Source organism: Arthrobacter sp. T2-23, assembly GCF_055398325.1.
The window spans coordinates 1,958,783-1,976,978 of record NZ_AP027917.1; the positions used below are offsets into that span (position 1 = coordinate 1,958,783).

Genomic DNA, 18,196 nt, shown 5'->3' on the forward strand with positions numbered 1-18,196 from the left:
CCCGCGACAAGGCCCGGGCGCGGTACGGGACGTCAGTGCGGCCACTGCCCACGCTCCTGCAGGACCGCCTTGAGCAGGTCGGCCCGGTCGGTGACGATCCCGTCCACCCCGAGGTCCAGGAGCCGGTGCATCTCGGCCGTCTCGTTGATGGTCCAGACGTGGACGTGCAGGCCGTGGCGGTGGGCGCGGCGGACGAACCCCGCCGTCACCACGGGCACCGCGCCGTAGCGGACCGGGACCTGCAGGGCGTGGACGTCACGCAGCGCCCGGGCCGCCACCCGGCGCAGCAGCGGCGCGGGAAGCAGGGGGCCGAGCAGCACGAAGAGGGCGTTCGAGGCCATGCCGGCTGAGCTTGCGGCGGGGCGGCTGAGGCGGCGCAGCACCGCACGCCGCCGCCGGTCCGAGAAGCTGGCAATCAGGACGCGTTCGTGCAGGCCGTACTGCTCGATCGCCGCGGCCAGGGTTTCCACCGAGTTCCAGTCCTTGACGTCGAGGTTGAGCCGGATGTCCGGGAACTCCGTGACGAGTTCGGCCAGCAGCGGGACCGGCTCCGCGCCGGCGATCCGGGCCTTGGCCACCGCCTCGGCGGGCAGCTCGGAGATCCGGCCCCTGCCGTCCGTGACGCGGTCCAGGGTTTCATCGTGGAAGAGCAGCAGGACGCCGTCCGAGGTGGTGTGGACATCGGTTTCCAGGTAGCGATAGCCGAGGGCGACGGCGGCGCGGAACGCGGCCATGGAATTCTCGGCGCCCTCCGGCGAGAAGCCGCGGTGGGCCATCGCCACGGGCTCGCCCGCAGCGCTGCCGTGTTCGAGGAAGGGGTGCGGGGCGGTCACCTTTGAAGCGTACCGGAGGGGCGCGCTCAGGAACCCTGCGGCAGGATCTCCACCCCGTCGCTGCAGTGCAGCAGCGTGCGGCCGCCGCCGTCGAGGTCAACCCAGACCGTGGTGTGGTCCACCGTCAGCGCGTCCACGAACCCGGCGGTCTCGTAGCCCGGCGCGAGCCGCACCCGCACGCGGTCACCCTGGCGCAGGCTCTGCCAGTGCGCGTCGGGGGCCACCCGCCGCAGCGGCTGCTCATCCAGATGTCGGTTAACGTTCCTGGCCATGATTGCCCCACCCTCAGTCATACGATCCGTTCGGTGTTGCCAGCCTAGGAGGCCAAGGTGAACGGCAGTTGTCCCCCAGCTGGGAATCCCGTGACCGCCGGGGGCGGATCGGTGTGCCGGTGATTACGGGAGGCGGACGCCGAGTTCTGCGAGCTTGGCCTCGAGGATCTGCGCCACGCCGTCGTCGTCGAAATGCGGCGCCTGCTGGCCGGCGGCGCGGATGGCTTCCGGGTGCCCGCTGGCCATGGCGTAGCCATGCCCGGCCCAGCGCAGCATCTCAATATCGTTGGGCATGTCGCCGAACGCCACCACGTCCTGCGCCTGCACGCCCAGGGTCGCCGCGTATTCGGCGAGGGTCACGGCCTTGTTGACGCCGGGCAGCGAAAGCTCCAACAGGGCGACGTTCGGGGCCGAGTGCGTGGCCGCGGCCAGGTGGGCGACGGCCGGGGACACCTCGGCCAAGAACTCGTCCGCGGTCCCTTCCCGCACGATCGCGAGGAACTTCACGACGGCGTCGTCGGCGCTGAGCGTCTGGTGCAGCGGGGCCGGCGTGAACTCGGCGAGCAGGCCGGAGGAACCGGTTCCGAGGAACCCCGGCTCCAGGTGGAATCCGGTGAGGGTTTCCGCGGCGAACAGCGCGGAGGGGCGCAGCCGCTGGATGATCCGGCGGGCCTCGAAGACGGCGTCGAGCTCCAGCGCGCGGGCGGACACCACCCGGTCCGCCTCCAGATCCCAGACCACCGCGCCGTTGGAGCAGATGACGGTGCCGGTGTGGCCCAGCTGGTCCTGCAGCGGGTGCAGCCAGCGCGGCGGACGGCCCGTGACGAAGACCAGTTCCACCCCGGCGTCGCGGCAGGCATGGAAAGCACGCACGGTCCGGTCGCTGATCTTGCCGTCGTGGCCGAGGATCGTTCCGTCAATATCACTTGCTACCAGCCGCATGCTGCCAGTCTACGTGGGCTGCGCCGGCGCCGTTTCGACGGTTCCGTGCCCGGTCGACGCGCGTGGGCGTCGAGGGCGCAGGGAACCGTCGAAACGGGGACGTGGGGCGGCGGGGCGGCGGTCAGTGCCGTTCGTAGATGCCGGTCAGCGACGCCCGGCCCAGGACGTGCGGGCCGAGCTTGGCTTCCAGCTTGGCCGGGGATGCACCGGCGTCGAGCCCGGACTTTTCCACGTTCAGGGCGTGCACCGTGATGACGTAACGGTGCGGTCCATGCCCCTTTGGCGGGGCTGCCCCGAGGTAGCCGGCCGAACCGCCGTCGTTCCGGAGCTGGAAGGCACCGAACGGCAGGCCGCCGCCGTGCCGCGATCCCGCGCCGGCGGGCAGCGAGGTGACATCCGCGGGGATGTCGAGCACCGCCCAGTGCCAGAAGCCGCCGTGGCCCGGGGCGTCCGGGTCGAAAACCGTGACGGCGTAGCTCCGGGTCCCGGCCGGCGCGCCGGTCCATTCCAGCGGCGGCGATTCGTCCCTGCCGCCTGGCCCGGTCGCGGCGCCGCGCTGGGCCGCCGGCAGGATCTGGCCGTCCTCGAAAGTATCGCTGCGGAGCGTGAAGGTTGCCATGGCTTCCTCTCAGTTGCTGGCCAGACCCGCGCTTTCCGGGTCGAGCTCCATCCGGTTCAGTTCGGCACGCGTGGGCGGGTTGGCGCCGGCGCGGGAGACCGTGACGGCGGCCGCCGCCGCGGCGTGGGCGAGGAGTTCGCGCAGGCTTCCCGCCGAGAGTTCGCGCAGTTCCTTGCGGTTCTGCGCCCCGTTGAGGCCCAGGTCCACGATGCCGGAGAGCAGCGCGGCCATAAAGGAATCGCCCGCACCGACGGTGTCCGCGACCTTCACCGGCGGCGCCGGGACGTGCGCCTCGCCGGCGGCGGTGACCCCCCACGGGCCGGCCGCGCCCCGGGTGACCACCACCATGGCGGGTCCCTCCGAACCCCCGAGCGAGAGCCAGCGGCGCGCCGAATCCAGCGGATCCACGCCGGGGTACAGCCATTCGAGGTCCTCGTCGGAGGCCTTGACCACGTCCGCGAGGGTGACGAACTTTTCCGCTTGGTGGCGCGCGTAGTCGGCGTCGGTGATGATGCTGGGCCGGCAATTGGGGTCAAAGCTCACGGTGGTCGACGGATGGGCGTATTCGACGGCGGCGAGCACCTCGGCGGCGCCCGGCGCCAGCATGGTCGCGATCGAGCCGGTGTGAAGCAGAGTGCTGCCCTGCAGCATAAACGGCAGCCGGTCCGCCAGCCCGGGCAGCTCCCAGGCGAGGTCGAAGGTGTAGCTCGCGGCGCCGTCGTCGTCGATCTGGGCGGTGGCCACCGATGTCGGCAGCTCGTCCGGCCCCAGCGGGAGCAGCACAGAACTGGACCTCAGGTGCGCCGCGACGGACTCGCCGTAGGCGTCCCGGCCGTAGCGCCCGATGAACTGCACCGGGTGGTCCAGCCGGGCCAGACCCACCGCAACATTCAGCGGGCTGCCGCCCACATGGGCCTGGATACCTGAGGAGCGCTGGACGACATCAACCAGGGCCTCACCGATGACTGTGAGCATGGTCATACTCTGCCAGAGAACGCGGCCCGGCGCTCCTGTGAACCGGCGCGGAATGATTTCGCATCATACCCCCTGGGGTATATTCTTTTGAAATGGCAGACCCCAACATCCCGGCCGGGCGGGGCGCAGTCGTGCTGGGCCTGCGCCAAAATCTTGCCCAGTTCATGCTGCTCGTGGCGGTCAACGCCCTCGTCGGCGGCACCCTGGGCCAGGAGCGCACCGTCCTTCCCCTGCTGGCCAGCGACGTCTTCCATCTCGACAAGTACACGAGTGCGCTGACCTACATCCTGGCCTTCGGCCTTGCTAAGGCGGCCACCAACTATTTTGCCGGAACCCTCTCGGACCGCTTCGGCCGCAAGCCGGTGCTGGTGGCGGGATGGCTGATCGCCCTTCCCGTCCCGCTGCTGCTGATCTTCGGCACCAGCTGGTCCTGGATCGTTGCCGCCAACGTGATCCTGGGCATGAGCCAGGGGCTGACCTGGTCCACCACGGTGGTCATGAAGATGGACCTGGTGGGGCCGAGCCGGCGCGGGCTCGCCATGGGCTTCAACGAGGCCGCGGGCTATCTGGGCGTGGCCGGCACCGCCCTGGTCACCGGCTACCTCGCCGCTTCCTACGGCCTGCGTCCGGCGCCCTTCCTGCTCGGGGCCGCGTACATCGCCCTGGGCCTGGGCTTGTCAGTGCTGGCGGTGAAGGAGACGCACCACCACGCGAAGACCGAGGCCGCGAACCACGTGGATGCGCACAGCGGCGCCGGAGCGGCGCTCAGCACCCGCGAAATCTTTACCCTGACCAGCTTCCGGGACCGCTCGCTCTCCTCCGTGAGCCAGGCCGGGCTGGTGAACAACCTCAACGACGGACTGGCCTGGGGGCTGTTTCCGGTGCTCTTCGCCGGCGCGGGCCTCTCGATTGAGCGGATCGGCATCCTCGCGGCCGTGTACCCGGCGGTCTGGGGTGCGGTACAGCTGCTCACCGGCGCGGCGTCGGACCGGCTGGGCCGCAAGTGGCTGATCGCCGGGGGCATGTTCGTCCAGGCCGTAGGGCTCGCGATCGTGGCCGCCGGACGCGGTTTCGAAATCTGGCTGCTGGCGGCCGTCCTGCTCGGCGTCGGTACGGCGATGGTCTACCCCACCCTGCTGGCGGCCATCGGCGACGTTGCCCACCCGCAGTGGCGGGCCCGGTCGGTCGGCATCTACCGGCTGTGGCGCGACGGCGGATTCGCCGTGGGCGCGCTGCTCTCGGGGCTGCTCGCGGACGCCTACGGCATTCCAGTGGCGATCTTCGTCGTCGCCGGTCTGACCGCGGCGTCCGGGCTCGTCGTCGCGGTCAGGATGCGCGGCACCGACCACCACGCATAGCCCGGCCCAGCGCCGCGCCGGCCGGAGCGCCGGCTCAGCGCTCCGCGCCGCCCTCCTGGTAGACGTCCGGGATCCCGTCATTGTCCGAGTCCCGCCGTTCGTCTTCCTCCGCCAGCCGGTACTGCCGGTTGCGGGTGCGGAGCACCACGCTCGCCAGCAGCGCGGCCAGCACCGAGGCCGCCAGGATGCCGACCTTGGCGTGGTCGTCATGGAGGCTGCCGTGACCGAAGCTGAGCTCCGCCACCAGCAGCGACACGGTGAAGCCGATCCCGGCCAGGATCGAGACGCCGAAAACGTCGATCCACTTGAACGAGCTGTCCAGCCGCGCCTTGGTTACCTTGGTGAGCAGCCAGGTGGTGCCGAGGATGCCGGCCGGCTTCCCCAGCACGAGGGCCAGGATGATGCCCAGGGCGACCGGGTCTGCCAGCGCCGAGCCGAGCCCCTCCCAGCCGCCGACGGCGACGCCGGCGGAGAAGAAGGCGAAGACCGGCACCGCGACGCCGGCCGAGATCGGCCGGAAGCGGTGCTCGAAGATCTCCGAAAGCCCCGGTCCGGCGTCCGGTCCCCCGCTGGCCTGGGAGCGGAGCACCGGGATCGCGAAGCCCAGCAGGACGCCGGCCACCGTCGCGTGGATGCCCGAGGCGTGCACGAGGGCCCACGTGGCCAGGCCCAGCGGGAGCAGGATGAGCCACGCCGCGGGCGCCTTCAGCCCGAAGAAGCGGCGGTACCGGTGCGCGAGGTAGGTGTAGAGGCCCAGCGGCAGCAGGGCCAGCAGGAGCGGGACCACGCGGAGATCGCTGGAGTAAAACACGGCAATGATGGTGATGGCGATCAGGTCATCCACCACGGCGAGGGTGAGCAGGAAGATCCTCAACGCACTCGGCAGGTGCGAACCGATGATCGCGAGGACCGCGACGGCGAAGGCGATGTCCGTGGCGGTGGGGATCGCCCAGCCGCGCAGCGTTTCCGGACTGCCGAGGTTGACGACGGCGTAGATCACCGCCGGGATGATCACCCCGCCGGCGGCCGCGGCGACCGGCACGATCGACTTGTCCAGCTGGCGAAGGTCGCCGGCCACGAACTCGCGCTTGAGCTCCAGTCCGACCAGGAAAAAGAAGATGGCGAGCAGTCCGTCGGCCGCCCACGCTCCCAGGCTGAGGTCCAGCTGCCAGGGTTCATAGCCGATGGTGAAGTCGCGGAGGGCAAAGTAGCTCCCCGACGCCGGTGAGTTGGCCCAGATCAGCGCGACGACGGCCGCGAACACGAGCAGGGCTCCGCCGACGGTTTCCTTACGGAGGATTTCGCCGATGCGCAGGGATTCGGCGTAACTGCCGCGGCCGAAGATGGTCAGGCGCGGCGTGCCGGACGGACGCGCGGGAGGAGGTGTGTGGCTCATGCGGAAGTCCTCAGAATTGGGGTCGACTGAACTATGCCGACCAGACTTCCCGGCGCACCTGACCCCAGTCTAGGCGATGGCGCGGCTGTTCTCGGGGCTCAGCCCAGCAGTTGCTGGACCAGTTCGCGGCATTTCCGGTACGCGGCCGCCTTGGGCTCGATCAGGGCGAAGTGGTCGCCGGGGACCTTCAGGAGCTGGACCGGGGCGCCGCCGGCCTTGGCTGCCGCGGCGTAGGCCTCGGACTGGCTCATCGGGACGGTGTCGTCCTCGGTGGTGTGCACGGCGTAGACGGGAATTCGCAACGGTACCGCGCTCATCGGGTCGGCGAACTTATGCCGTTTCGGGTATTTTTCCGAGGAGCCGCCCAGGAAGTTGCTCACGGCTCCGTTGCTGAGGTTCAGCCGCTCCGCCTCCGCCAGGTTCAGCAGCCCGGACTGGCTAACCACCCCGGTGAGGTGCACCGCGGCGTCGCCGTCCTTGCGCTGGAGCTGGCGGTCCGCATCCGGGGCGCCGAGCTGGCCAAGCCGGCTGCGTCCGGCCGCCCAGACCGCCAGGTGCCCGCCGGCCGAGTGGCCCAGCGCCACCACACGGTCCAGGCCGAGGTTGTGTTCGGCCCCGATGTCACGGAGTTTGTCGATCCCGGCGAGGACGTCGGCGAAGGTGTTTGGCCAGCCGCCGCCGTTGCCGGCCCGGCGGTATTCCAGGTTCCAGGCTGCCACGCCGTGGGCGGCGAGGTCCTTGGCCAGCGGTTCGCCGAGTTCGGCGCCGTACTGCGAACGCCAGTAGCCGCCGTGGATGACCACCGCCACGCCTCTCGGCTCGGCCGCATCCGGGAGGAAAAGCTCCCCCCACTGGCTCGCGTCGTCGCCGTAGTGGTACTTCTGCCGCTTCACTGTGTCCTCCTTGGGGCCCGGTGAACAGGCGGTGGCTGCCCCCAGTGTCACCGCCGCTGCGGCCGCTATGAAAGCCCGACGCCGCACATCAGCCATGTGCTGAGCCTACCTTGGGTGCCGCGCGGCACCGCGGAGCGGCGCTGCGGTGCTGCCGCCATGGCGGCACACGGGGCCCGCTGTCATAGCCGGGCCGTAAGCTAGGCCCATGGCAAGCAACTGGGAGCGCCTGGACCCCGCGCTGCGCGAATCCGTGCAGGAAAATGTCGAACTGTACGAGCGGGTCCGTCCTGCCCTGAAACTGGTCACCCGGGAGGTGTTGCTGACGCTGCGCACCATGCTCAAGGGCACCGAGGTGACGCCGCTGTTCGTGACCGGCCGGACCAAAACCGTGGAGTCCTTCCGCGAGAAGATTTCCCGGATTGAAGAGCCGCTGGAACCTGGAGGGCCGCCGGTTCTGAAGTTTCCGGACCCGTTCCGCACGCTCAATGACATGGTCGGCATCCGCGTCATCACCAAGCTCCCGGCCGAGAACGCCGTCGTCGCCAACCTGATCAAACGCCAGCGCCAGCTCTTTGACTGCCGCGGCGACCGCGAGAAGGACATCGGCTCCATCGAGTCGGGGACCTACGGCTACTCCAGCCGGCACCTGATCCTGCGGACCATCCAGAACGAGACCGTCAAGGAGTACCAGCAGGCCTTCAACCCGGACGCACAGCCCAACGGCAGCTACTTCTTCGAGTGCCAGATCCGCACGGTCTTTGCCCATGCCTGGAGCGAAATCGAGCACGACATCCGCTTCAAGGCAGAGGATCCGCGCGCCTGGACACCGCACTTCGACCGCCAGTTCACGGCCACGGCAGCCATGTTGGAGACCGTGGAGAGCGCGTTCGCCGACCTGCACGAACGCTACGAGGAAGTCCGTAGCTACTGGGACATGGACGGCGAGGGGGCCGCGCAGCTCACGCCGAACCGGATCCGCGATGTCTGGCGGACGCTGCTGCCGCACGTTGACCGCAAGGTGGACGACGACTGGGGCTGGGCGGCGGAGCTGATGGCCGCGCACGGCCTGAACCAGACCGTGCAGCTCGCGGGCCTGCTCAGCGCCAACCGGATCACCGAGGTCCGCAAGGCCCTGGACCACCGGTACTCCCCCGGCCCGGACCGGCTGCTGGACGACCTGCTGCTCTGGCAGTACGGAACCGCCCACATTGACCTCACCGCGGAACCGGCCGACGCCGTCCCGCACCCGCGGCGGGACAGCCTGCTGCGCCGGCTCAAGCAGATCGAGCGCTACCGGCTCACGCAGGGCTAGGGGTTTTCGCCCCTAAAGCGCGGTCGGCTCGAAGCGATCCTCGACCACGTCGGCGGCGGACCGCGCGGACTGGACCCGCCTCGCCCGGTATGCAGCCTTGCCGGGGACTTCCGTGAATGCCTCGACCAGTGCGGTCCCGCGGTAGAGCAGGCCCACGCCGTCGTCGCTGCAATGCGTCTCGCCCAGGGTCCCGTCGGCGACCAGTCGGTGGACGGTGGGCCGGCGCGCGGCCGTCCCCACGTGGGCGACCCTCGAGCCCGCCCGAGGTCGCAAGGATGGTCGGACTGTCGGCAGGCATGGGGTGTACTCCTCGAACGGGGACGGCAGGCTCAGACGCAAACTACTAGCCGCCCCATCGGCCTCGTGGGCTACGTTGGACGCTAGCGGCCCGGCTCAACGATGAAAGAAGGACCACGTGGACAGTGACGCAGGGAGATGGTTCCTCAGCGGCGCCGAGCGGGGCAATCCGGCTACGGCCGTTCAATCGGGCGGTGCGGGGTCGCCGTCGTGGTCGGAGGGCAATCTCGTGCGGCCCCTGATTCACGGCGCGAGCTACTTCGCCCGCCTGCATGAGGAGCTGACGGCGCTGCAGGCGGGAGACCGTGTGTGGTTCACCGACTGGCGCGGCGACGCGGATGAGCGGCTGCTGGCGGGCGGGCCGTCGATCGGCGACCTGCTCGCCGGCCTGGCCCGAGCGGGAGTGGAGGTCCGGGGCCTGGTCTGGCGATCCCACGGTGAGCGCATCTCGGCGCCGATCAGCGGGCGCTCCAACCAGCGCCTGGGGCGCGAGATCAACGACGCCGGCGGTGAGGTGCTGCTGGATCAGCGGGTCCGCCTGTTTGGTTCCCACCACCAGAAAATGGTCGTTATCCGGCGCCGTGACGACCCGTCCCGGGATGTTGCGTTCGTTGGCGGCCTGGATCTTTCCCACAGCCGCAGGGACGACGCCGACCATGCGGGAGACCCGCAGGCGGTCGTCATGGACTCCCGATATGGAAAACGGCCACCGTGGCATGATGCCGCCCTCGAACTGCGGGGCCCTGTGGTGGCTGATGTGCTGGCAGTGTTCGCCGAACGGTGGAACGACCCCCATCCCCTGGACCGCCGCACGCCCTACCGGATGCTGCTGCAGCGCCTGGCCCGGATGCCGCGACACCCCGAACCGCTCCCGGCCGCCGCTCCACCGCCGCCGCCGGCGGGCCCACACGCCGTGCAACTGCTGCGCACCTACGGCGTTAAGCGTCCGCCGTTCCCGTTCGCACCCGACGGGGAACGCAGCATCGCCCGCGCCTACACCAAGGCCTTTGCCCGCGCCCGCTCGCTGATCTACATCGAGGACCAGTACCTGTGGTCTACCGAGGTTGCTGCCGGGATCGCGGAGGCCCTCGAACGGAATCCCGGACTGAACGTGATCGCCGTCGTGCCCCGCTACCCCGACGCGGACGGCGCCATCGGCGGGCCGCCCAGGCGGATCGGGCAGCTGCGTGCCCTCGACAGGCTGCGCCGGGTGGCGCCAGGCAGGGTCGGCGTATTCGACCTGGAGAACAGTGCGGGAACCCCGGTCTACGTGCACGCCAAGATCTGCATCATCGACGACACCTGGTTTACCTGCGGCTCGGACAACTTCAACCTCCGCTCCTGGACCACCGACAGTGAGCTCAGCTGCGCCGTGCTGGACACCAGCGCCGGAAACCTGCAGGCCGGCGGCGCCCAGACCAGCCCGACCCCGTCCCGGTCACTGGCCCACACGCTCCGGCTCCAGCTTTGGGCCGAACACTTGGGCATGGAGGAAGGCGATGTCCGGCTCGAGGACCCGGCCGGGGGGCTGGCACTGTGGAACACCGCAGCCAGCGCACTCGAGCGCTGGCACGACGCCGGCAGCGGCTCGCCCCGACCCGCCGGACAGGTGCGCCACCACACGGTCGAACCCGTGTCCCCGCTCCAACGGCTCTGGGCTGATCCCCTCAACCGCTTCATCGTGGACCCTGACGGCCGTCCCCGCAGGCTGCGCGGGACTCCCCGGTTCTAGGCAGTCGTGTCCGGAGCATTTCGGCCCGCCCCGGGAGCCTGTTGGCACAAAATAAAAAGTACCCTTAGTATTTTGGGGGAAGCGGTCCGTTGGACCGGGACTTGAATCTGGTTTGTCAAAATCTTCATCAGAAGAAAAACAAAGGGAGTCACTATGTTGCTTTGGATCGCTATTATTCTCGCCGTTCTTTGGCTTCTTGGCCTGCTCGGCAGCATCGGCGGCGGGTTCATCCACCTGCTGCTCGTCATCGCCGTCGTCGTCCTGATCTTCCACTTCATCCGCGGACGGTCCCGCGTTTAGTCCGGACTGCGTACGGCTGTGGCGGGGGTGCTGAGAATTCAGCGCCCCCGCCATTGTTTTGTCCCGTGAGCAGGCAGTCAGGAATCCGGCCTCCGGAACCGCGCCACGTAGCGCCGCTGCCATGGTGTTTCCACGGCGCTGCGTCGGTAATTCTGCCGCACGAACGCGACGGCTTCGGCAGCCGGAACGCCGTCGAGGATGGCGATGCAGGCGAGGGCGGTGCCCGTCCGGCCCCGGCCGCCCCAGCAGGCCACTTCAACCCGCTCAGTTTCGGCGCGCCGCCAGGCCTCCTGGAACGCGTCGAGGGCGTCGACGTCGTCGGCGGGCACGTGCAGGTCCCGCCAGCGGACCCACCGGGAGTCCCACGCCATCGGCCGCGGGCTTCTGCCCAGCAAGTACAGCCCGAACTCCGGCCGCGGCCCGGGCGGAAACGGCGCCAGGAGGGGCCGGCCGCGGATGAGCCGCCCGGACGGAAGACTGAGCACACCGGGCCGTCCCGGCTCCCACGTCGGCGCCATAATCCCGAGCGTAGCCGTTCCTGCGAAACCAATGAAGGACCCCTGCGGACTCTGGCGATGGACTCCGGCTTACAAAGTAGGGCCGCACGGGTCTGGCGGCAACGGAAGCGGGTCCCTAGAGTAGCCGGGAACTCCAAGAACCGTTGAAAGGAAGCCCCACGGATGTCATTCCAGGCGTACCTCGACACCATCGAGGACAAAACCGGCCTTACTCCCCGCCAACTCCTAGAGCTCGCCCGGGAGAAAGGCTTCGCCGAGGGGTCAGGGAAGGCAGGCGAGATTCTCGACTGGCTGAAGGCCGACTTCGGGCTGGGCCGCGGCCACGGCATGGCCCTCGTCCACGTCATCCGGCAGGGGCCGGGTATCAGCAGCAAACACGTTGGTACCACAGGTGCGCACAGCGATGAATCGGACACCCTCTGGCTGGACGGCAAGGCGTCGAAGCCCGTCTCCTAGCAACCGCAGCCGGGCCCGCCTAGTGCCCGGCGCCGAGCCTGCCCCGTTGGCCATCGCACTCTCGTTAGCCCCGCCATAAATATGACATACTCGTCCGCCCCTTGGTCATAAAGTGGCCGCATCGCAGACACTGGTGGCACCATGCTTGGATGCTTGAGGCAACCAAATCCCCAGAGTCCCGCACTGACGCGGACGCCCCGGTCAATCCCGCCCTCGCCGCCGAGGCGAAGATCGCCCGGATTGCGGTCACCGTATTTCCGCTCCTCGTGGCCGCCGCCGGCGTCGCCGGCTTCCTCCTGCCGGGCGCGTTCAAACCGCTGGCGCCGAGCGTGCCCTACCTGCTCGGCATCATCATGTTCTGCATGGGCCTGACCCTGACCCCGCCGGATTTCGCCTCCGTGGCGAAGCGCCCGTGGGCCGTCGTGCTGGGCATCGTGGCGCACTACGTCATCATGCCGGGAGCCGGGTGGCTGATCGCCCAGGCGCTGCAGCTTGAGCCGGAACTCGCCGTCGGGCTGATCCTGGTCGGCTGCGCGCCGTCCGGCACGGCGTCGAACGTGATGGCGTTCCTGGCCAAGGGAGATGTTGCCCTGTCCGTGGCCGTCGCCTCCGTGTCGACTCTGATCGCCCCGCTTGTCACTCCCCTGCTGGTTCTGTTCCTGGCCGGGTCCTACCTGCAGATCGACGCCGCCGGCATGGTGCTGGATATCGTCAAGACGGTGCTGCTGCCGGTGATCGCAGGCCTGCTGGCACGCCTGTTCCTGAAGAAGCTCGTCGCCCGGGTGCTCCCGGCGCTGCCCTGGGCCTCGGCTGTCGTCATCTCGCTGATCGTGGCGATTGTGGTGGCCGGCAGCGCCAACAAGATCGTCGCCGCCGGCGGCATCGTCTTCCTCGCCGTGGTCCTGCACAACGGCTTTGGCCTGGGCCTGGGCTACCTCGCCGGAAAGCTCGGGCGCCTGGACGACAAAGCCCGCCGCGCCCTGGCCTTTGAGGTGGGCATGCAGAACTCCGGGCTCGCCGCGACGCTGGCCACGGCGCACTTCAGCCCGCTGGCCGCGCTGCCCTCGGCCGTGTTCTCGCTCTGGCACAACATCTCCGGCGCCATCGTTGCCGCCTGGCTAGCCCGCCGGCCGCTGCGCGACGCCTGATCCCCGCGGGGACCTTGCCGGCCCCGGTGCTTCTCCCATCGTGTGAACTCTGTTGCCCTGCGTGACGGGCACAGGGCACTTGCCTTGCGGGGGCAGGGCCCGGTCGGGAGGATGAAGGGACCGCTAGGCACGGCAGGGAGGTGGAACCCGCTCATGGACGACCAGTACACAACTGAACGGGACGGCTTCGGCAGGCTGCTGGCAGACCGGCAGGTCTGGCGGCAGGCGACGACCATCCCTGCGGCCGGCGAACTGACCGCACGCTGGCTGGAGGGCCGGAGCCAGTACCAGCCCGGAACTTTCACCCCGGGCATCGACGCGGAGACCGAGCCGATCGCCGGCCAGCTGGCGGAACTGAACCGGAACGGGCTGTTCACCAAGGAATCGCAGCCCGGGCTGAGCGAGGGCGGTAACGCGCAGCGGGCGTACGTGACGGGGTTCTGCACGCCGGAGTCGGCGGGCAGACTGCTGGACCTCTCGTCACGGACCGAATTCGTGACCGTTGCGCACGCTCCGGGGGAAATGAGCCGGGCCTCGATTCCCGTCACCCTGCAGGGCGCCGAGATCGTCACCGTGCTGGGCACGAGCGAAAGCCCGATTGAAGCGGACCAGCTTCAGGACTGGTCGGCCGAGGCCAACGAATCGCTGGCGCTGGTCCTGGCCGAGTCCTGGTACGTCGAGGTTTTCGACCCCGTATGGGGACGCGACGGCGTGCTGCTGGCGGCGGTACTGGATGCTCTAACGGCTGGGTGAACCGCGGTCCGCGGCGCGCCTCCCCAGGTTCCGCCCGCGACGGCGGCGGGTCTAGCCGATGCTGGCTGCCTCGTCGAGGGTGCGTGACTCGAAGTGCTCCAGCAGCTCGCGCATGGCCTCCACCCCTTGGGTAAACGTCGCTGAGGCCCGCCATTGCTCGATTTGTTCCAGTGATTCCCACGGGCCGGTGCTGATAAACCGGTTCTTGACGTCATGGTCGTGCATCAGCACAGCCCGGGTATGGGGGTAATCCTCCTGCGTTTTCCTGGCCAGATCACGCCAGGCCTGGACAAAATCGTTCTCGCGTCCCGGGTGAACCAGCCAGATTCCAAGCGTGTAGACAGACATGGCTGCCACCTCCATTCTCTGTACGGGGTTGATATGGCCGATTATGTTCCCGGAGACGAGCACCCGGTAGGGCCGGATTGCCCGGCCAACTCCCGGGCCCGATGACGCCTGCCAAGGCCAAACCTGCGCTAGCCTGTGACCATGGACCGCCAGTTTCTCCGGCGGTCCGGCCCGGGGCCGCAGTGGTCCGGAGCCAGAATCTGCAGGTTGTTCCGTATCGAGCAAAGGATGATCATGGCTATTTCAATCGAACTTGGCAAGAAACTCGACAAGGCCTACGAGGACAAGAGCCTCGACGAAGTGCTGGCCGCGCCCCCGTCAGCGCTGGCAGGACTTACGGAGAAGCACGACGAACTGCTCGCCGGCATGGGCATCAAAACGATCCGCGACCTGGGCAGCAACAAGTTCTTCGCCACCGCTGGCGTCCTCGTTGCGCTCTCCGGCCACGTCGACTAGCCAAAATTCTGTCCCACCAAACTGAGAAGGGTCCGTCCGGTTTCAACCGGACGGACCCTTTTGCTCAACCCGGCGCCGTCGGGAACGCCGGCGGCAACGCTACCCGATCAGCGCCAGCACCGCTCCGGCGGTGACCACGCCGCCGGCTTCGGTGCGCAGGTCGGTGACCGTGCCGTCCCGGTGCGCGGCGACCTGGGTTTCCATCTTCATCGCCTCGAGCACAACGACGGGATCACCGGCAGCGACCCCGGCCCCCCGCTGGACAAGCCATTTCACTACGGTACCGGCCATGTGGGCCCGCAGTTCCGCAGGATCCGCAGGGCCCGCGGTGGCGCCGTCGGGAGCGGTTCCCTCCGCGCCATCCATCGAAACCCCGGCCGGGAGGCCGCCGGGTATCGCCCGGCCGGACCGTGCCCAGCCGTCCAGCAGGTCGGCCGGAAGCCCGACGGCGAGGCGCTTGCCGTCAACCTCGACGGTGATGGTGCGGCGTTCGCCGTCGGGCGCCGTGGTGCTGTAGCCGGGGTCGGCGGCGATCGAGACGTGGTCGGCGAAGTCGGTCTCGATCCAGCGGGTGTGAATGCCCAGCGCCGTCTCGGAGGTGAAGTCCGGGGATTCCAGCACGGCCCGGTGGAACGGCAGCACGGTGGCCACCCCGGTGATGCTGAGTTCGGCGAGGGCGCGGCGGGCCCGGCGCAGGGCCTGCTGCCGGTCCGCGCCGGTGACGATCAGCTTCGCCAGCAGGGAGTCGAACTGCGGCGGGACGAACGAGCCGGAGCGGACGCCTGAGTCAAGCCGGATCCCGGGGCCGGTGGGGCCGGAGAACTCGGCAATGGTGCCGGGTGAGGGCAGGAAGCCGCGGCCGACGTCCTCGGCGTTAAGCCGGAATTCGAAGGAGTGCCCCCGGGGCGCCGGGTCCTCGGTGATACGGAGCTGCTCCCCCGCGGCGATGCGGAACTGCTCCTGGACCAGGTCGATCCCGGTGGTCTCCTCGGTAATGGGGTGCTCCACCTGCAGGCGCGTGTTGACCTCCAGGAAGGCGACTGTGCCGTCGGCCGCCACGAGGAACTCCACCGTGCCGGCGCCGGAGTAGCCGGCCTCCCGGCAGACGGCCTTGGACGCCTGATAAATTTGGCGCCGCTGTCCGTCCGTGAGGAACGGTGCCGGGGCTTCTTCGACGAGTTTCTGGTGCCGGCGCTGAAGCGAGCAGTCGCGGGTCCCGACGACGACGACATTCCCGTGGGTGTCCGCCAGGACCTGGGCCTCGACGTGGCGCGGCCGGTCGAGGTAGCGCTCCACGAAGCACTCGCCGCGGCCAAAGGCGGCGACCGCCTCGCGGACGGCGGAGTCGAAGGCCTCCTCGATTTCTTCAAGCGCGCGGACCACCTTCATGCCGCGGCCGCCGCCGCCGAAGGCCGCCTTGATGGCGATCGGCAGTCCGTGCTGCTCGGCGAAGGCGCGGGCTTCCGCCGCGGAGCCGACGGGCCCGTCGCTGCCGGCCACCAGCGGCGCCCCGGCCCGGACGGCCGTTTCGCGGGCCGTGATCTTGTTGCCGAGCAGGCGGATTGCCTCAGGCGCGGGCCCGATCCAGGTCAGTCCGGCGTCGAGGACCGCCTGCGCGAAGTTGGCGTTCTCGGACAGGAAACCGTAGCCGGGGTGCACGGCGTCCGCGCCGGATGCCGCCGCCGCGTCCAGCAGCTTGGGAATGTTCAGGTAGGTGTCAGCGGGCGAATTGCCGCCCAGGGCAAAGGCCTCGTCCGCGGCGGAGACGTGCACCGCGTCGGCGTCGATGTCGGCGTATACGGCGACGGACGCCAGCTGGGCGTCGTCGCAGGCCCGGGCGATCCGGACGGCGATTTCGCCGCGGTTGGCGATCAGGACCTTGCGCATCAGCTACTCACTTCGTGTTCGGCGGCGGTGTGTTCGGGGGTGGTCGGTTCGGGGGTGGGTTGCTGGGTGCTGCCGGGCTCCGCCCAACGGAAGCGGATGGTCCCGCCGATCGGAATCTGCGCGGCGCGGTCCAGTTGCGAGTCGACAACGACGGCGATCACCGGGTACCCGCCGGTGATCGGGTGGTCGGCGAGGAACAGCACGGGCAGGCCTTCGGGCGGGACCTGCAGCGCGCCGGCAACGGTTCCTTCGCTGGCCAGCTCCCCTTCCCGGGTGCGCTGCAGCGGGGTTCCGTCCAGCCGCATGCCCACCCGGTTGGACTGCGGTTTCACCACCCAGTCCTGGCGGGTAAGGGAAGCCAGCGCCTCGGCGTCGAACCAGGCAGCGCGGGGGCCGGGGACGACGTCGAGCACCGTCACTCCGGTGCCGGGGAACTCGGGCTGCAGTTCCGGATGGCCGACGACGCCGGATTCGGAGTCGCCGCCGGAGGCCAGGAGCTGCCCGGCGGCCAGCGGCGCGGGGCCGATCCCGGACATCGTGTCGGTGGACCGGCTGCCGAGGACGGGGTCGGCGTCCACGCCACCGCGGACCGCGAGGTAGCTGCGGAAGCCGCTCGTGGGCGCGCCGATGCTGAGGGTTTCGCCGTCGAGCAGGGCGAACGGGGTGGCCATCGGGACGGTGCGGCGGGCCGGCCCCGCCTCGGGGCCGGCCGGGGTGGTGATGGCAAGGTCGGACGGGGCCCCGGCAACGGCCAGGACCTGGTCCCCAACGGCCTGGACGGTGAGTCCGCCGGCGACCGTTTCGATCGCCACTGTCTCAATACCGGCTGCGCCGGGCGCGTTCCCGACGAGCCGGTTGGCGCGGCGCAGCGAGGCACGGTCCAGCGCACCGGCCGCGGAGACGCCCAGTCCGGAGTGGCCGTGGCGTCCGAGGTCCTGGATCAGGCTCTGCAGGCCGGGCGAGACGATCCGGAGTCCCGAGGCCACCTTCGTCGCGGCGCCTTCAGGGTGCGGCTCCGCTGCCAGCTGCACGGTCTCGCGGACCGCGCGGAACTGGATCCGGGAACCGGGTGCGGCCAAGGCGGGCTGCTCGCGGTCCAGATCCCACATCCGGGCGGAGGTGCGGCCGATCAGCTGCCAGCCGCCGGGTGAGCGGCGCGGGTAGACGGCCGAGTAGTTTCCGGCCAGCGCCACGGACCCCGCGGGCACGGCCGTCCGTGGGGAACTGCGGCGGGGAACGTGGAGGGCTTCGTTGTCGCCGACGAGGTAGCCGAAGCCCGGGGCGAAGCCGGCGAACGCCACGGTCCACGGCTGGCCGGTGTGCGCGGCGATCACACCGTCGATGCCCAGGCCGGTCAGCTCCGCAACTTCGGCGAGATCCTCGCCGTCGTAGACGGTGTCGATGACCACGAGGCCGCCGTCGCGCTGTACCGGGGCGGTGAGGTCGAGCCGCAGCAGCTGCGCGGCGATCCGACGCGCGGAGGCGGGCGAGTCGGCCGTCACCATCACGGTCTCGGCGGCGGCGAGCACGTCCAGCTGGCCGGGCAGCGGGTGCTCCAGCAGCTGGGCCTGCAGCGCCAGCACGCCCGGCGTGCCGCCGAGCTCGGCGAGCACGGCCCGGGTCCCCACCGCCCGCACCGCGTTCACCTTGTGGCCGGCCGCCTGCCGCGCTGCCACCGTATCCATTGCTGCCTCCATGATC

At 69.8% G+C, this 18,196-nt stretch carries 20 protein-coding genes; 8 read left to right on the top strand and 12 right to left on the bottom strand.

Annotated elements, in window-relative coordinates; translation table 11 throughout:
* Positions 1–32: 32 nt before the first annotated feature.
* From ACZ5Z0_RS09015 to ACZ5Z0_RS09035, 5 genes are all read right to left on the bottom strand, one after another.
* Positions 33–833, bottom strand: a complete 801-nt coding sequence (locus ACZ5Z0_RS09015; RefSeq protein WP_464108112.1) for a glycerophosphodiester phosphodiesterase — start codon at positions 831–833, stop codon at positions 33–35.
* A 26-nt stretch (positions 834–859) separates the two neighbouring features.
* Entirely contained in the window at positions 860–1,105 is a 246-nt protein-coding gene (locus ACZ5Z0_RS09020) for a hypothetical protein (RefSeq protein WP_464108113.1), read from the bottom strand.
* Between the two features lie 123 nt (positions 1,106–1,228).
* A complete protein-coding gene (locus ACZ5Z0_RS09025; protein ID WP_464108114.1) occupies positions 1,229–2,047 on the bottom strand; it encodes an HAD family hydrolase in 819 nt (272 codons plus the stop codon).
* A gap of 121 nt (positions 2,048–2,168) precedes the next feature.
* The gene (locus tag ACZ5Z0_RS09030) at positions 2,169–2,666 is read right to left on the bottom strand and encodes a YbhB/YbcL family Raf kinase inhibitor-like protein (RefSeq protein ID WP_464108115.1); all 498 of its coding nucleotides are present in this window, start codon (positions 2,664–2,666) and stop codon (positions 2,169–2,171) included.
* Positions 2,667–2,675: 9 nt separating this feature from the next.
* Positions 2,676–3,641: a carbohydrate kinase family protein gene (locus ACZ5Z0_RS09035; protein WP_464108116.1), complete on the bottom strand. Its 966-nt coding sequence runs from the start codon at positions 3,639–3,641 to the stop codon at positions 2,676–2,678.
* A 92-nt stretch (positions 3,642–3,733) separates the two neighbouring features.
* Between ACZ5Z0_RS09035 and ACZ5Z0_RS09040 the strand changes: the two genes are divergently transcribed.
* The gene (locus tag ACZ5Z0_RS09040; protein ID WP_464108117.1) at positions 3,734–4,999 is read left to right on the top strand and encodes an MFS transporter; all 1,266 of its coding nucleotides are present in this window, start codon (positions 3,734–3,736) and stop codon (positions 4,997–4,999) included.
* A gap of 34 nt (positions 5,000–5,033) precedes the next feature.
* On the opposite strand, the gene nhaA is transcribed toward ACZ5Z0_RS09040, so the two are convergent.
* Positions 5,034–6,395 (bottom strand): Na+/H+ antiporter NhaA, encoded by a 1,362-nt coding sequence (nhaA, locus tag ACZ5Z0_RS09045; RefSeq protein ID WP_464108118.1) that lies wholly within the window; start codon positions 6,393–6,395, stop codon positions 5,034–5,036.
* Between the two features lie 98 nt (positions 6,396–6,493).
* Positions 6,494–7,288 carry an alpha/beta fold hydrolase gene (locus tag ACZ5Z0_RS09050; RefSeq protein WP_464108119.1) on the bottom strand — a complete coding sequence of 265 codons (795 nt, stop codon included), beginning with the start codon at positions 7,286–7,288 and terminating at the stop codon, positions 6,494–6,496.
* Between the two features lie 205 nt (positions 7,289–7,493).
* Between ACZ5Z0_RS09050 and ACZ5Z0_RS09055 the strand changes: the two genes are divergently transcribed.
* The gene (locus ACZ5Z0_RS09055; RefSeq protein ID WP_464108120.1) at positions 7,494–8,600 is read left to right on the top strand and encodes a GTP pyrophosphokinase; all 1,107 of its coding nucleotides are present in this window, start codon (positions 7,494–7,496) and stop codon (positions 8,598–8,600) included.
* A gap of 12 nt (positions 8,601–8,612) precedes the next feature.
* Here the strand turns inward: ACZ5Z0_RS09055 and ACZ5Z0_RS09060 are convergent, their stop codons facing one another.
* The gene (locus ACZ5Z0_RS09060; RefSeq protein ID WP_464108121.1) at positions 8,613–8,873 is read right to left on the bottom strand and encodes a hypothetical protein; all 261 of its coding nucleotides are present in this window, start codon (positions 8,871–8,873) and stop codon (positions 8,613–8,615) included.
* A 253-nt stretch (positions 8,874–9,126) separates the two neighbouring features.
* Between ACZ5Z0_RS09060 and ACZ5Z0_RS09065 the strand changes: the two genes are divergently transcribed.
* Together ACZ5Z0_RS09065 and ACZ5Z0_RS09070 are read left to right on the top strand one after the other, a co-directional pair.
* The gene (locus ACZ5Z0_RS09065) at positions 9,127–10,629 is read left to right on the top strand and encodes a phospholipase D family protein (RefSeq protein ID WP_464108122.1); all 1,503 of its coding nucleotides are present in this window, start codon (positions 9,127–9,129) and stop codon (positions 10,627–10,629) included.
* Positions 10,630–10,782: 153 nt separating this feature from the next.
* Positions 10,783–10,929, top strand: coding sequence for a lmo0937 family membrane protein (locus ACZ5Z0_RS09070; protein WP_138767859.1), 147 nt, complete (start codon positions 10,783–10,785; stop codon positions 10,927–10,929).
* Positions 10,930–11,006: 77 nt separating this feature from the next.
* Here ACZ5Z0_RS09070 and ACZ5Z0_RS09075 read toward each other — a convergent pair whose 3' ends face one another.
* Positions 11,007–11,300, bottom strand: coding sequence for a protein-tyrosine phosphatase family protein (locus ACZ5Z0_RS09075; RefSeq protein ID WP_261375218.1), 294 nt, complete (start codon positions 11,298–11,300; stop codon positions 11,007–11,009).
* 309 nt (positions 11,301–11,609) lie between these two features.
* Between ACZ5Z0_RS09075 and ACZ5Z0_RS09080 the strand changes: the two genes are divergently transcribed.
* The 3 genes from ACZ5Z0_RS09080 (at position 11,610) to ACZ5Z0_RS09090 (ending at position 13,804) form a co-directional block, all read left to right on the top strand.
* Entirely contained in the window at positions 11,610–11,903 is a 294-nt protein-coding gene (locus ACZ5Z0_RS09080; protein ID WP_464108123.1) for a DUF4287 domain-containing protein, read from the top strand.
* A gap of 149 nt (positions 11,904–12,052) precedes the next feature.
* Positions 12,053–13,051: a bile acid:sodium symporter family protein gene (locus tag ACZ5Z0_RS09085; protein ID WP_464108124.1), complete on the top strand. Its 999-nt coding sequence runs from the start codon at positions 12,053–12,055 to the stop codon at positions 13,049–13,051.
* A 153-nt stretch (positions 13,052–13,204) separates the two neighbouring features.
* Positions 13,205–13,804 (top strand): DUF6919 domain-containing protein, encoded by a 600-nt coding sequence (locus ACZ5Z0_RS09090; RefSeq protein ID WP_464108125.1) that lies wholly within the window; start codon positions 13,205–13,207, stop codon positions 13,802–13,804.
* Between the two features lie 51 nt (positions 13,805–13,855).
* Here the strand turns inward: ACZ5Z0_RS09090 and ACZ5Z0_RS09095 are convergent, their stop codons facing one another.
* Entirely contained in the window at positions 13,856–14,152 is a 297-nt protein-coding gene (locus ACZ5Z0_RS09095) for an antibiotic biosynthesis monooxygenase family protein (RefSeq protein ID WP_186372194.1), read from the bottom strand.
* A gap of 234 nt (positions 14,153–14,386) precedes the next feature.
* Here ACZ5Z0_RS09095 and ACZ5Z0_RS09100 point away from each other — a divergent pair, with 234 nt between their 5' ends.
* Positions 14,387–14,608 (top strand): hypothetical protein, encoded by a 222-nt coding sequence (locus ACZ5Z0_RS09100; protein ID WP_464108126.1) that lies wholly within the window; start codon positions 14,387–14,389, stop codon positions 14,606–14,608.
* A gap of 99 nt (positions 14,609–14,707) precedes the next feature.
* Here the strand turns inward: ACZ5Z0_RS09100 and ACZ5Z0_RS09105 are convergent, their stop codons facing one another.
* Both ACZ5Z0_RS09105 and ACZ5Z0_RS09110 read right to left on the bottom strand, forming a co-directional pair.
* Complete coding sequence (locus ACZ5Z0_RS09105) at positions 14,708–16,495, bottom strand: acetyl/propionyl/methylcrotonyl-CoA carboxylase subunit alpha (RefSeq protein ID WP_464108127.1); 1,788 nt, start codon at positions 16,493–16,495, stop codon at positions 14,708–14,710.
* Entirely contained in the window at positions 16,495–18,192 is a 1,698-nt protein-coding gene (locus tag ACZ5Z0_RS09110) for a 5-oxoprolinase subunit B/C family protein (protein ID WP_464108128.1), read from the bottom strand. Before ACZ5Z0_RS09110 ends, ACZ5Z0_RS09105 begins: the two co-directional genes overlap by 1 nt.
* Between the last annotated feature and the right edge of the window lie 4 nt (positions 18,193–18,196).